The organism is Beduinella massiliensis, assembly GCF_900199405.1.
Taxonomy (GTDB): Bacteria; Bacillota; Clostridia; order Christensenellales; family Aristaeellaceae; genus Beduinella; species Beduinella massiliensis.
The window spans coordinates 1,963,334-1,975,397 of record NZ_LT963430.1 but is presented as its reverse complement, the minus strand read 5'-3'; the positions used below and the strand labels follow the sequence as shown (position 1 = coordinate 1,975,397).

Sequence of the window (12,064 nt, the reverse complement as noted above, 5' to 3'; positions counted from 1 at the left end):
TCCTCAGTCGTTTAAGTACCCGCAAAGCTGCTCGATCAGCGATCGCGGCACCCGCATCATGCTGTTATCCGGCGTATCTCCGCCGTCCGATCCGCTCGCATCCTCGGGCGCCTGCGGCGTCTCCGCCCCGCCCGCTTCCGCCAGATACGCCGCGCTCACCCAGCCCGTATGCTCCTTATAGCTCACTCGCGCCCAGTCGCCCTGCGTCTGCGAAACGCTCAGGCGCGTCCCGTCCGGGATCATCTGCATGTACGTCCCGCCCGGCGTCCTGCGCTGGCGAAGTCCGCCCTGCGCGCGCACGATGTATTCCCCCGCCATGTCGTCCCCATCCTCTCTATCGGCGCCGTCGTAGTCGACCAGCCGGTGCCGCGCCGCGTGCGTCCAGCCGTTCCTGCGCGTCGAGGCGCACACGCACCCCTTCGTCGCGCTGGCGTGCACCACCTCGCAGCCCGGCGCGCCGCAGTAGACGCCCATGTGCTCGCTGACCTCGCCGTCCCGAATGAACAGCAGGTCGCCGGGCTGCAAATCCGCCTGCGCGAGCGGGCGCTTGTCCACGCAATCGTCGCGCCACATGCTCGTCGCGCCCGCCGTGCGGTACGACGGGCAGCCGAGCTGCCGCAGGAGGTACACGACCAGCCCCCGGCAGTCCATGCCCTTGGGCGTCGTCCCACCCAGCGCGTAGGGAATGGGCGGCGTGCGCTGCGCGAGGGCCACGGCGGCCTGTACAAAAGCCTGTCTGTCGATCATTCCATCACCTCTTAACGCCCTGCCCCCTTCGGGCGCAGGGTACGGCCCTGTGGAGCGCTCTGCGCTGTCCTCGGGCCTAGTCGCTTTGCTCCCTTATTAAGGGGGCGGGCGAAACGCCCGCCCCGTCCCGTCAGCCCACCGTCTCGACCACCAGATCGCCCAGGCCGCTCTCTTCAAGCAGCTCCTTCACCTGCGGCCGCAGCGTCGCAGGCACGTCCCCGTACAGGGTCTTCCCCAGGATCACCCTCTGCGCAAAAAACATCGCCATCATCAAAATTCCTCCTTCTGTGTGTCGTAATATGGCCCATAGCAGGCGTTCATGAACCGCCTCTATTAAACCCGCAATCACGGGTAGACCTGCATTGCCATCTCCGCGATGACATCCTCTACAAAATCCCCCCGCTCGCTCACCGCCTGAATCTGCGCTTTGAGCAGCGCGTTTTCCGCCTCAAGCTCCGCGTTCGTTCTCGGCGGGGCGGGTGGCGGCGCGTAGTCCGCGTCGATCTCCTCCCGCGTGCGCGGTACTATTGCACCGTCCGCGAGTTTGTACCGGCAGACGCCGCGCTCGTCGTATAGCGGGCCGTCCAGATAGTTGCCCTGCGCGTGGTGGTACCGGTAATCGTAGCCCTCGTCAACTTTTGTCCAGCCGGTCAGGTCGGTCAAAAACGCATCGCTGTTGATGGCCGTGATGCGGCCTGCGTCGTCTATTTTGACGTATACGCCGTATGGTTTAATATCCACGCTATCCCCCCTTTTATAGTTCGCATGATACGCCGCTCAGGCCGGTCACGATGTACGATTGTCCGTGCGTTGTAAGGCTGTCATAACCCCCCAACCTAAACACGCATCTATCCGGCAACAACGAGATGCCCCCTGGCGTCATGTCGTGCCATACGCCATCGTCAAGATACATTTTGGGCGTCCCGATCAGTGTAGGGGCGCGAGTAAACGATCCGGGCACCTCGATTCTCGGGTTGTCGCCGTGCAGCCTCTTTGCCTCATACCATTGTGATGCATCCATCGGCAAGTACCATCTCCTGCACTCCGCCAGCTCAACGCTGTACGGGCGGGGCACATACGGCGGCAGGGTGTCGGCGGTGTATACACCCTCGTATAGGGCGGCCCATATCCATGTATAACCCCTATCAAGTCGGACCAGGTAAGTGCTGTTGGACGTGTACAATGCTGTTCCATAGCTAGCATCTGCGCCACTGCTAAACTTCGCACAACAAATATCAAGTGTTCCATCTGACTTCATCGCAGCAAGCGTGTATGTTTTTGTTGCATCAATGATATTTTGCGGGACAATTTGATATAAGCGGTTTCCAGATACAGATATTCCATCATCCGTTACATTGACGGTTGTTTCTGCGTGATATGCCCTCCAACGATCAATGTTGTACACACTACCGCTATAGCTCGTTTGCCCCCGCTGGTTTACCAGATACATCGGCAAAAAATTCCCGTTGCCCAGCAGATTCACCGGCCCCGCGTAATACTCCGGTGGCTTCCCGCCCAGCAGCGCGGCGTCGGCGGCGCGCTCGCCTTTGCCAAGAAAGTGCGACCTGATCCACGCCCGCAGTTTTTTCCGGCCCTCGTAGTCCAGATATTTCGGCATGCTCTCGCCCCCCTTAGCTCAGGTATCGTCCAACACGCACGGCCACGATGCCCGCCGTGCCCGCGCCCATGTTGCCGTCGCCGCCCTGACCGTAGCGCGTGCCGGGCAGGCTGTCGTTGCCATATGGCCCGTTGCCTCCGTTTGTCCCGCCGCCGCCCTTGCCGCCGCGCCCGAGCCTCCTGCCGGTCGAGGTGTCGTTAAAAACGTAGTAGGCCGCGTCGCTCGCGGGCATCGACCAGCTCGTGCCGTCAGCACCCTGGCTGCCGACGTTGCTGCTGTTTTTTCCATTTCGGCCATACCCGCCGCCCGCGCCGCATATGCCGCCGTCACCGCCACGACCCCCGTCGGGATAGGTGGCGTTCGTGCTCCCGCCCGGATGTCCCGCGCCGCCGCCGCGAGCGGTGAGCAGCGAGCCGAACGAGCTCGCTCCGCCATTTCCGCCGCCGGATGGCGCGTAGGTTGCGCCGGTACCAGCAGCGCCCACCGTAACAGCCACCGCCGCGCCGGGCGTAAATTGGCCAGCGCCAAACGTCGCGTCCTTTTTCTCGCCCGACGCGCCCGCTCCGCCGCCGCCCGGCGTTGTGTAGCTCCCGCCGTAGTCATAGCCCGCCGACGCAGCGCCGCCCCCGCCGCCGATGCAGGTGACGATCAGCTTCTCCGCCCACGCGGGGATCGTCCACGTCGTGTTGGACGTAAAATACACGTCGCTGTATTCCACCCCGTGCGCGGTCAGCGTGACTGCGCCGGAACCAGCAGACCATGTTCCTGGTACAGCGCCAACGGTAACTACCGAGTAGGCGTATTGTCCGCCGACAGCGCTTGATGCTGTAACCGAAATACTCGTGCTGGTTGTGCTTGTAAGTAGGGTCCAAGTGTTAGCCAGGTAAACATCGTATCTTGCAATAGGATTATTCGTACCGGCCTTCGCCCCACTCCACGACAATGTAACAGTCTTACCGATTCGTACATCATAAGCCGATAGCCAGATAGATGTTGGTGCCGTCGGCGCGGTGACGATACTCGTCAGCGTCGCACTCGCCGTGCTCACCGGCGCGTCGAAGCCCGGAATCCTGCCCAGCGCCTTGACGGTGTACTTGTAGCTGCCGTTGCTCGTGGGCGACGTAACCGTGCAACTCGTTCCGTCAAAGACCGTCGTGAGCAGTACGCCGTCCCGGTACACCTCGTACCCACGAATAGGGTTGCCCGCGCCGCCCGCAGCCCCTGACCAGGAAAGCGTCACGCTCGCCCCGAAGCCCACGTTGTTCGCGGACAGCGACAGCGCCGTCACCGCCGTGCACGCCGTGACAGTCGCGCTGCCTCCATCTTGATAACAAAACACGCTCATTGCCTCACATCCTCGATAATCGTCGCAAGCGCGAAGTCCGACGTCGGGGCGGACAAACAAATAATGGTCAGTTGACCGTCGGTGTCCACCCGGCACCCCGACAGCAACACCTTGCCGATTTGCTCTCCCTGTACGGCGAACCGCACCCTCTGCGTCGCGCTGTTCGCGACCGTTCCGGTCAACGACACAGTTTTTTCGTACGCCCCCTGCGCATTTACCGTCCAACCCGCCGCCGGAACGTTGATTGTCTCGCGGGATACCTCGTATATGCACCCCATGATTTTTTGAGCGAGATTCCCGGCCGCGTCGCCCGACAGCGTGCCCCGCACGCTCTCGAACCACGTTTCAAATGCATCGTCCCATTGTGCAAACAGCGCGTCCGTGTCCAGCGGTGCGGCGGACTGCGAAAATTTTCGCTCGTCTACGATCATCTGCTGCGCAACACTCGCGTCGGTCGGTTTTATCGTAATGCGCGCCAGTGGCAAGTCCACGGCCTCTGAATCGTTGCGTAGCGTCGGCGCAACGGGCGAGATCGCCGGTGTCCCCTGTATTACCATCTCGGTGATTTTTCGATTGATGTAATCGCATCTCAGCACCACCCGGTCAATGCGCGGGTTCCCCGTTGCCGCTGGGGCCAGCGTCAAATTAGCCTGCGTCGTGTTGACGCCTATTCTCCCGCGTATGATACACCTGCCGGGCTTTATGGCGATGCCCCAATCGCCCGAGGCGATCACCTGCAGCGCATCGAGCGACGAAAGCAGCACGCCGTCGCCGAGCAGCGAGGAGAACAGGGCCGCGAAATCATCTGCGCTGTACCGTCGGTCGCCGTTGGCAGAATTAAAGGGTATGTACAAATTCACGCCGTTTCACCCCGTTTGATTTTTTCGCTCAGCGTAGGCGTCGCCGTTCCAAATTCCGCGTGCATTGTCGCCACGCCGTTTTCGTAGGTTTCGATCACCGTAGTCAAGCGTTTTTTCAGATTCACGCCCCACGCAGCCTTGCGGATCGTGCATACATCACCGAGGTCGAAATCGTCTCCGTATTTCACAAGTTTTGATTGCAAATTCACCGTGCCGCTCATTTCTTGAGATCGCCGGTGGGCGCTCATGTAACCTGCGCCGGTGTTTTGCATCGCGCGCCGGTATTGCGCGTCGGTCAATTCAATTTCGTTCCCCTCGTCGTCGTAGCTTTCACGCCCGCTCGTGTGCCAGTCAGACCCTTCGCGCCGACGGTATCCGGTCAACGCGACATTTCCCACCGTCAGACATTCGCCCTCATCGTCGTATACGTAGCACATATCCGACGCGTCGGAAATATCGTCGGTGTACCGGGCTTCGGACAGCGTGTCGTAGCGTTCATCAAAGGCTATATTGCGCGTCTGTCCCGCGTGCGCAAAAATATGTACGGCGCAGGTCGCCGGGCTGAACGCCGACCGAATGCCGTAAAGGCCCGCGGTCAGGGCCGCACATACGTTGTCCAGGAGCGTTCCCTCCGCGCTCAGCGTCATCGTCTCTCCGGTGGCCGCGCCGAAATCATATGTCAGCCCCGGGAATGCCCGCGCGCCGTCCGAAAATACCTCATCGCACATTTGCGCGCAGATTTGCCCCGGCGTACCGGTGAACGATTTGGGTACGGAAAGGTACCGCATCGCAAGCAACGTTTCCATGCTCTTCCCGCGTATGCGTTCGTGTGTAGCGCCGGTTTCCTCGTCCTCGATGTCCACGCTCGTTACGAGGTATGCCGTCGTATCTCCTGACGGCCACAGGATACTATCCACCTGCGCAATCGCATCTCCGCCCGCCGCGCGCAGCGTGATTTCGATCTCGTCCGGCGCGTCGTCCCTGTGCGTGCGGGTCATGCTGTCGTAGCTGTCCAAAATCCCAACGCGCACGTGCTCATAAGGGCTGTATATCCAGATTTCCATATCATACCCCCGCATAGAGTTCGTCGATGGTTATGCTCACATCAAGCGCGTCTGCGCCGGTTTCCGCGTCATAGCGTATCAGGTTATCTCCGGGGGCAATTTGCAAAAATTCGCTGCCCGTGTCGAGCAGCGAAAACGCATTTCCTGTTTCCCCGGTTGCCGCACGGTAGATTGTGAGCTGCGCGGCATTCTGCCCGCGCGCGGTGTTGATCGTCACCACATCCCCGGCGGACATGCTCGTAATAATGCGGATATAGCGCGCGCTGTTCGCCGCCATGTAGACCGCCGGATTTGTAACGTTCGACCGCGCCGAAAAAGCAATGATGCATCCGGTTTCAACCGAACCGTCGTTTTTCACGTTGACGACGCGCGTCTCCGTGCGCGTCCCAAACTCGATACCCTCTTCCGGTATCTCGACCGGAAATTCAAACGCCGCTGACCATCCCGCAATCCAGACCGTTTTTGCGATTTCGGCGCGCCAATACGGAATAGGCACATACAGCGCAATCGTGATCTTTGACCCGTCCTGCGCTTCGTGCGATACGCCTTGGGCGGTGCACGGCATGACGTAGGTACTCGCGCCCCGGTTGAGCACGAGCGTCATGTCCTTCTGCGCACAAATGCGGATGATGTCGTTCCGCGCCGCAACCACGTCGCGCCGCAGCTTTACCCGCAGGCGCACGCTGCGCGATTGCACTTTTGAGCCGACGAGCACCGTCCCGTCAGACGTAGCCTGATCGATGGTGTGCGTCGCGCGGTTCAGTCCGTGCAGTCCCTCCGCCTGCAACAGCGCCACGCCGTCCACCAACCGCATTTCGCCCGCAGCGCTCCTGATTGTCAATATCATGTTATCACCTCACAGTCGCGCCAGCTCTTTTGACAGTTTCCGCATGCTGATGCTTGACGTGTCGAGCGTTACCGGTATGCTGATCGGGCTGCCGTTGGCCTCGATCTGCGCAGACGAAATCGCCAATCGCACCGCGCCGACGACTTCATCCACGAGCGCTTGACGCCGGCTGCTGATGCCTCCAATCAGAGCGTCAACCATGCCCGCCCCGATAGGCGGCAGGTCGTTTAAGATCATGAGTTTAAGCGGCGCGAGAGCGAGGTCTTTGTTATCAGCAAACCCATTTTTTAGACCTATCATGCTCCAGTAGCCGATTGCCATAAATTCCTTGGACGGCGATTTGATGCCAAGCGATTCTTTCATCGTGTCGATGACGCTACCAGCGGCATCCTTCGCTGCACCTGTCGCCTCTCCCTGATTCTCCGTGATACCCAGCCCCATCGCTTTGATAATATTCTCGCCGATGCTCCCGCCCGATTCCTTAAAATCTACCAGCATGATGGCGGCTCGAATCTTCCCGTCGAGCCCGTCCAGCATGTTCGGCGTGATCGCGCCTGCGGACGCGTTCAGAAGCTCGATAATAGGGTTGTACACCCCGCTCTCCGCGTTCTTCGTAATCTCTTTGGTTATTTCTTCTTTCAAACCGTTCAGGAAGAAATCGTCCGGGTACAGCCCGCCCATGACTTCATCGATTTCCGCATCGCTCATTTTGGGGAAAAACGTCTTCATGCCATCGATGATCTTCGGGCGCACCTGGTCGTAGAATGCGTCTGGCTCCTGCGATGCGTTGTACTGCGCAATGAGTGCCAACAGGTCGAAGTTCTTTAGCAGTTCACTCAGTTCCTCCGGGCTGACGTCCCACGTAGCGGCGAGCGCGTTGATCTTCTCCAGCACCTCCGCCTCAAGTTCAGCAGACTGCGCATCCGCTTCATCCCATGCCAATTCGAGCGCCGCTTCCGCCTTGATCTTAACATCGGGCGTCTCCGCGTTCTCCGCCGCCATCTGTAGCTCCGTCTGTTTTTTCTCGATCTCCTTGTTCATCTCGTTTTCGCTGGCCTGTTTCCACTCGATGACGGAGTTAAACCCGACAATGGTATCCTCTTTCGTTGCGCCCTCCCGCTGTGCCTTTTTGATATAGGCGTCGGGCGTGTATGATTCCAGTGCCTGCTTTGAAAGCTCGATCTCCGTGTTGATTGCGACGATTTGCCCCAGCAGGTCATCAAGCTTTCCCTTGTTTTCCTCTGTAATTTCGATTTCTTTCGTATAGAATCCGTTGATTAACTCGGAAGCTTCTTTTTTGAGGGCTTGAAGCTGTTGCACGTTTCCGTCAGATTTCGCCTTGATGGCATTGATTTCGGCGTCTCTCTCTTCGTCCGTAAGCCCCATGCTATCCCACACGGCGTTGTATTCGTCAATTTTGGTTTGCGTGTTGAGCTTTGCCTGCGAAATACCATCATCCACCCATGTATTTATAGCGCTGGTGAGTGAGTTCTTTTCCTTTTTTGTGATTTTATCATCGCTTGCAAAACCGTCCAACATAGACATGAGGCTTTCTTGCTTCTCGGACATTTGAACCGTGATCTCAACGATTCGATCAGCCGCCGCAACCGCTTTGTCGATCTCCTGCCGAATCTCCGCTGATGCGTTGTCCTTCAGCGCAAAGTCTATGTTTTTCCATTTTTCTTCGTACTCCTTCATGGCGTCACGGGCGCTGAGCCAGTTCAGCGCCAGCCCCCCGACCGCCGTAGCCGCAAGCCCAATGGCAACCGGACCCGCCGCAGGAATTGCAGAAAATATCCCCGCAATGCCGCCGATGCTGCGAATAGACTGCACGCCCTTTAGCAGCGCGGAAATCCCCCCGGTCACTCCGCTGATCGCTTTCATCACCGGCCCGGTAAGCGCCGCCGCGCCCGCGCCGAAAATGATGTTGTTTCTCACGCCGTCGTCGAGGTTTGCGAACTTCTGCGCCAGATTCCCCACCGCGTCCAGTCCGTCGTTGATCGTCGGCAGGAACGCGTTTCCGAACGTCGTCGCCATGTTCGACAGCTTGTTCTGCGTGATCTGGATTTGGCTCGCGGTCGTCCCATAACGCTCTGCCGCCTCGTCCGTGAGCGCGGTGTTGTCCTCCCATGCGGCATTGGCCCGTCTCACCGTCTTTGTCAGCATGTCGCCGCTAGTCGAAAGGCGTTTCATCATGTCGGTCATGCGCACTTCGCTGATGCCGACCGTCTTCAGCGCCGCGTTCACGTCGCCGCCTGCCGCGCTGATCTGCCCCAGCCCGTTTGTAAAGAGCTGCAGGGCGGCAACCGGGTCGCCTTTCCATGCCGTGGAAAACTCTTTCGCACTCACGCCCGCGATCTTTGCGTAGGCGTTCAGCTTCCCTCCGCCGGAAATAACCGCACTGTCGATCTGCGAGAGCGCCTTGCTCATCGCCGTTCCGCCTGCCTCCGCCTCGATGCCAAGCGACGAAAGCGTGGCGCTGATACCCGCGATCTGCGCGTCCGTCAGTCCCACAATCGAGCCCGCGCCCGCAAGCCGCTGCATCATCTCGCCGATTTTGCTCTCGGTCGTGGCCGTGTTGTTGCCCAGATCGACGATCATGCTTCCCAACCGGTCTACGTTGTCCAGCTTCATTCCGGTGATATTGGCGTACTGCGCGAACATCGTCGCGGCCGCCTCGCCGGTCAGATCGGTCGATACGCCCAGGTCGGCCATAACGCGCGTGAATTTCATCACGTTTTTCTCTGCGACGCCAAGTTGCCCCGCGCCCGCCGCAATCCCGGCGATTTCCTCCTTGCTGACCGGGATTTCCTCGCTCATGGCGACGATTTGTTTTTGCAGCCTCGCGTATCCCGATTCGGTCGCGTCGACGGTTTTTCGTACGCCCGCAAAGGCGTCCTCCCATTTGACCGCGGAGGTCGCCGCCGCCGTACCTGCCGCGATGACCGGCGCGGTCAGCCCCAACGTCAGCGCATTCCCAATTTTCCCGGTTGCACCGCTGAACTTTTCCATCCGCTTTTGCGCGCTTTCGAGCGCGGCTGTCAGCTTGTCTGCTTCCTCCCGCGTTCGGGCCGTCTCGATGCGCAGTTTGTTGTAGGCCTGTTCGGTCGAATTAATCTTTCCCTGCGCCGCGACCAGTGCGCGGTTTCCGGCGTCGTACGATTCCTGCAGCGATTTTTCTTCCTTTTTAAGTCTCGCCGTTTCGACCTCGAGCGCCCGCATTGAAGCCTCGTCGAGATCGCCCGCCTTGGCATGCGCTTTAAGCGCTTCCGCGCTATCGGCGTGCGCTTTTTTCGCGGCTTCCAGCTTTGCCGCAAGCTCTTGCTGCCCCTTGGCAGTAGTCTCCAAGTCTTTCCGCAGCTTCTCAAGCCGCTCGCTGTATTTCTGGCAGGCCGCTTCCTGCAATTCGAGTTTCCGGCTCGCCGCTTCTCCCTTGGCTCCCAGCTCGTCGAATCGCTTCCCTGCCGCTTCTGCCTCGGCTTTTGAAACCTTAAATTCGTCGTCGATTCCCCTCACCGATGCCGCCGCGCGTTTCATCTGCGTCTCAAACGTGCTCGATCTCAGCGCCAGCTCAACGGCTATCGACCCCGCGTTTTGTTCGGCCATGTGTCCACCTCCTTTGCGGCATAAATTCCGTCCGCACATATCCGGCGCGGCAAAAAGAGTAAATTTAAAAATGGCATCCTTTTTCTCGTTTTTTCTTTAATACGTATTGACATAATACGTATTAAATGGTATAATAATAATCGTAAAGGGGGAACGAAAATGCCGCCGATGCCAAGAGAAATGGAAAAAATCATTCTCGCAGACGGATGGATTTTCAAATCGCAGGAGGGCTCGCACCGGCATTACGTCCACCCGACAAAGCCCGGAAAGGTGACAATTCCCTTCCATGCGAAAGAGTTATCGAAAATCACGGAAAAATCCATCCGAAAGCAAGCGGGGCTAAAATAAGCCCCGCCCCTTTCCAACCCATGCAGGAGGTGCCGCTTATGCTTACCGCTTACCCCGCGTGTTTTTTCAAAGAAGAGCCTGGCTATTCCGTTGTCTTTCCCGATCTGAATTATCTTGCGACGTGCGATGATACTCTGACTGGTGCGTTCTCCGCTGCCGTCGATTGCCTTGCAGGGTATCTCTATACCGCGCAGCGCGACGGGGAAGACGTTCCTCCCCCGTCCGACATGCGCGCCATCAACCCCGCCGAAGTAGCGCGCGCCCTCGAAGCCGATCCCGGCGAATCTTTTGTCAACATGATAACAGTTGACGTAAACGAGTATGCCCGCGCTCACTTTGAAAAGTCCGTCAAGAAGACGCTTTCGATTCCGGCATGGCTGAATGCGGCCGCGCTTGAAAAAGGCATCAACTTTTCGCAGGCTCTTCAGGGCGCGCTGATGGATCAGCTCGGTTTGCGCCGGTAAGGCAAATAAAAAGGCGTGCAAAGCGCCTTTTTTGTTTGCTTAAAATAGGCCGAGCTCGTCGATGAATTTCGGCTTCGGTTCCTGCTTCCCCTCAGTGCCTCGCAGCGCACGCAGAAAGAACCCCATGTCCATGTCGTCAATGTCCCGCATCGTCCACCCCTCGCGTAGCAGCTTCGCGTACATGTCCAGAAGGAAATCCCCAAACGTTACGGTTTCGCCGCCGTCTTCGGCGGCTTCGGAAAACCCGCGTCCAGTTCTCCCGCAACACCCGCCAGCATGTCGTCCATCATGCTCAGGATGTCGAAGAACCACCCCTGATAACCGTCCAGAAATTCATCCGCCGTGAACTGGCGGTCGAACGCCTCTACCACCCATTGCAGCATCGCGTCGGTCGTTCCCTCGTCGAACTTGGACGATTCGCCGCCTTCCCGAAGGCGCTCGCGAATCCTTTCGCGGTGAAAATAGGCGTCGCGCGTCTTGCGCGCCGTGGGCGAGGAAAGGAAGACCCTTTCCCCGCCGCCTAGCTTAAGCGTGATTTTCATGCTGCCTCCTTACACCGTCGCCTTTTCGTACGGCTTTTCAAACCATTTGGAGATCACGTCCGCGCTGGCCCCCTCCGCGCCGCTGTTGACGCTCGCCATCCATTTCCCATCAGACAGACGCGGCGAGCACGAAATCGTGACCTTCTGCGTCTGCATCGTGACGGAAGAGCCCTCCTTCGTGTGGTGGGCGTTTTCCGGCAGGCTCGCGAGCGCCTTGTAGACCCAAACGTATTTAAAGGTCTTGTCGTGATTCTGCGATTTGAACCCCAGCGCGAAGTGTCTCGCCGTGTCGTCCGCGCCCTTTACGAGCACGCCGTCCTCGTCCCTCTGGTGCCCGAACCAATCCACCTGTACATCGTCAGGCAGGCTCGCCAGCTCAAGCGCAATGGACACGTCGCCGAGCGACGTGATTTCCGCGAACGTGCCGTCGTCGGCATAGAGCGGGGTGTTCTCGCTGCTCGGCGTAATCGTCGCGTCAATCGCGCCCGCAACGCCCTTGACGGCGACCGTGCTTTCCTTGGTCTCGTAGACCGTCCCGGTCTCGTCGTCCTTGGTAATCATCGCGTAGCATACGTCGCGCAGGCCAATAGATACCGGCCCGCGATATTTCGTCATACCCATTT

At 59.0% G+C, this 12,064-nt stretch carries 14 protein-coding genes; 2 read left to right on the top strand and 12 right to left on the bottom strand.

Going from position 1 to position 12,064, the window contains the following annotated elements:
- Positions 1-3: 3 nt before the first annotated feature.
- The 9 genes from C1725_RS09675 to C1725_RS09640 form a co-directional block, all read right to left on the bottom strand.
- Positions 4-747: an NlpC/P60 family protein gene (locus C1725_RS09675; RefSeq protein WP_102411409.1), complete on the bottom strand. Its 744-nt coding sequence runs from the start codon at positions 745-747 to the stop codon at positions 4-6.
- A 130-nt stretch (positions 748-877) separates the two neighbouring features.
- Positions 878-1,018 carry a hypothetical protein gene (locus C1725_RS19335; protein WP_346026536.1) on the bottom strand — a complete coding sequence of 47 codons (141 nt, stop codon included), beginning with the start codon at positions 1,016-1,018 and terminating at the stop codon, positions 878-880.
- A gap of 74 nt (positions 1,019-1,092) precedes the next feature.
- The gene (locus tag C1725_RS09670) at positions 1,093-1,488 is read right to left on the bottom strand and encodes a hypothetical protein (RefSeq protein ID WP_102411408.1); all 396 of its coding nucleotides are present in this window, start codon (positions 1,486-1,488) and stop codon (positions 1,093-1,095) included.
- A 13-nt stretch (positions 1,489-1,501) separates the two neighbouring features.
- Complete coding sequence (locus C1725_RS09665; RefSeq protein ID WP_102411407.1) at positions 1,502-2,365, bottom strand: hypothetical protein; 864 nt, start codon at positions 2,363-2,365, stop codon at positions 1,502-1,504.
- A 13-nt stretch (positions 2,366-2,378) separates the two neighbouring features.
- Positions 2,379-3,710 carry a glycine-rich domain-containing protein gene (locus C1725_RS18995; RefSeq protein ID WP_146009211.1) on the bottom strand — a complete coding sequence of 444 codons (1,332 nt, stop codon included), beginning with the start codon at positions 3,708-3,710 and terminating at the stop codon, positions 2,379-2,381.
- On the bottom strand, positions 3,707-4,570 hold the full coding sequence (locus tag C1725_RS09655) for a hypothetical protein (protein ID WP_146009210.1): 864 nt from the start codon (positions 4,568-4,570) through the stop codon (positions 3,707-3,709). Before C1725_RS09655 ends, C1725_RS18995 begins: the two co-directional genes overlap by 4 nt.
- The gene (locus C1725_RS09650) at positions 4,567-5,634 is read right to left on the bottom strand and encodes a Gp37-like protein (RefSeq protein ID WP_346026535.1); all 1,068 of its coding nucleotides are present in this window, start codon (positions 5,632-5,634) and stop codon (positions 4,567-4,569) included. The genes C1725_RS09655 and C1725_RS09650 overlap by 4 nt, the downstream gene beginning before the upstream one ends.
- A gap of 1 nt (position 5,635) precedes the next feature.
- A complete protein-coding gene (locus C1725_RS09645) occupies positions 5,636-6,481 on the bottom strand; it encodes a phage distal tail protein (protein ID WP_102411403.1) in 846 nt (281 codons plus the stop codon).
- Between the two features lie 9 nt (positions 6,482-6,490).
- A complete protein-coding gene (locus tag C1725_RS09640; RefSeq protein WP_346026534.1) occupies positions 6,491-10,087 on the bottom strand; it encodes a phage tail tape measure protein in 3,597 nt (1,198 codons plus the stop codon).
- 159 nt (positions 10,088-10,246) lie between these two features.
- Here C1725_RS09640 and C1725_RS09635 point away from each other — a divergent pair, with 159 nt between their 5' ends.
- A complete protein-coding gene (locus tag C1725_RS09635; protein ID WP_102411401.1) occupies positions 10,247-10,435 on the top strand; it encodes a type II toxin-antitoxin system HicA family toxin in 189 nt (62 codons plus the stop codon).
- A 38-nt stretch (positions 10,436-10,473) separates the two neighbouring features.
- Positions 10,474-10,899, top strand: coding sequence for a type II toxin-antitoxin system HicB family antitoxin (locus tag C1725_RS09630; protein ID WP_102411400.1), 426 nt, complete (start codon positions 10,474-10,476; stop codon positions 10,897-10,899).
- A 39-nt stretch (positions 10,900-10,938) separates the two neighbouring features.
- Here C1725_RS09630 and C1725_RS19330 read toward each other — a convergent pair whose 3' ends face one another.
- From C1725_RS19330 to C1725_RS09620, 3 genes are read right to left on the bottom strand one after another with little or no spacing between them, the layout of a single operon-like run.
- Positions 10,939-11,082 carry a hypothetical protein gene (locus tag C1725_RS19330; RefSeq protein WP_346026533.1) on the bottom strand — a complete coding sequence of 48 codons (144 nt, stop codon included), beginning with the start codon at positions 11,080-11,082 and terminating at the stop codon, positions 10,939-10,941.
- Positions 11,083-11,105: 23 nt separating this feature from the next.
- A complete protein-coding gene (gene gpG / locus C1725_RS09625; protein WP_102411399.1) occupies positions 11,106-11,441 on the bottom strand; it encodes a phage tail assembly chaperone G in 336 nt (111 codons plus the stop codon).
- Positions 11,442-11,450: 9 nt separating this feature from the next.
- Entirely contained in the window at positions 11,451-12,062 is a 612-nt protein-coding gene (locus tag C1725_RS09620) for a major tail protein (RefSeq protein ID WP_346026532.1), read from the bottom strand.
- Positions 12,063-12,064: the final 2 nt, after the last annotated feature.

Bases quoted from the DNA above. Each gene is read 5' to 3' on its own strand.
- C1725_RS09675 (WP_102411409.1), bottom strand. From the start codon at position 747: ATGATCGACAGACAGGCTTTTGTACAGGCCGCCGTGGCCCTCGCGCAG.
- C1725_RS19335 (WP_346026536.1), bottom strand. From the start codon at position 1,018: ATGATGGCGATGTTTTTTGCGCAGAGGGTGATCCTGGGGAAGACCCTG.
- C1725_RS09665 (WP_102411407.1), bottom strand. From the start codon at position 2,365: ATGCCGAAATATCTGGACTACGAGGGCCGGAAAAAACTGCGGGCGTGG.
- C1725_RS18995 (WP_146009211.1), bottom strand. From the start codon at position 3,710: ATGAGCGTGTTTTGTTATCAAGATGGAGGCAGCGCGACTGTCACGGCG.
- C1725_RS09650 (WP_346026535.1), bottom strand. From the start codon at position 5,634: ATGGAAATCTGGATATACAGCCCTTATGAGCACGTGCGCGTTGGGATT.
- C1725_RS09645 (WP_102411403.1), bottom strand. From the start codon at position 6,481: ATGATATTGACAATCAGGAGCGCTGCGGGCGAAATGCGGTTGGTGGAC.
- C1725_RS09640 (WP_346026534.1), bottom strand. From the start codon at position 10,087: ATGGCCGAACAAAACGCGGGGTCGATAGCCGTTGAGCTGGCGCTGAGA.
- C1725_RS09635 (WP_102411401.1), top strand. From the start codon at position 10,247: ATGCCGCCGATGCCAAGAGAAATGGAAAAAATCATTCTCGCAGACGGA.
- C1725_RS09630 (WP_102411400.1), top strand. From the start codon at position 10,474: ATGCTTACCGCTTACCCCGCGTGTTTTTTCAAAGAAGAGCCTGGCTAT.
- C1725_RS19330 (WP_346026533.1), bottom strand. From the start codon at position 11,082: ATGTACGCGAAGCTGCTACGCGAGGGGTGGACGATGCGGGACATTGAC.
- gpG (WP_102411399.1), bottom strand. From the start codon at position 11,441: ATGAAAATCACGCTTAAGCTAGGCGGCGGGGAAAGGGTCTTCCTTTCC.
- C1725_RS09620 (WP_346026532.1), bottom strand. From the start codon at position 12,062: ATGGGTATGACGAAATATCGCGGGCCGGTATCTATTGGCCTGCGCGAC.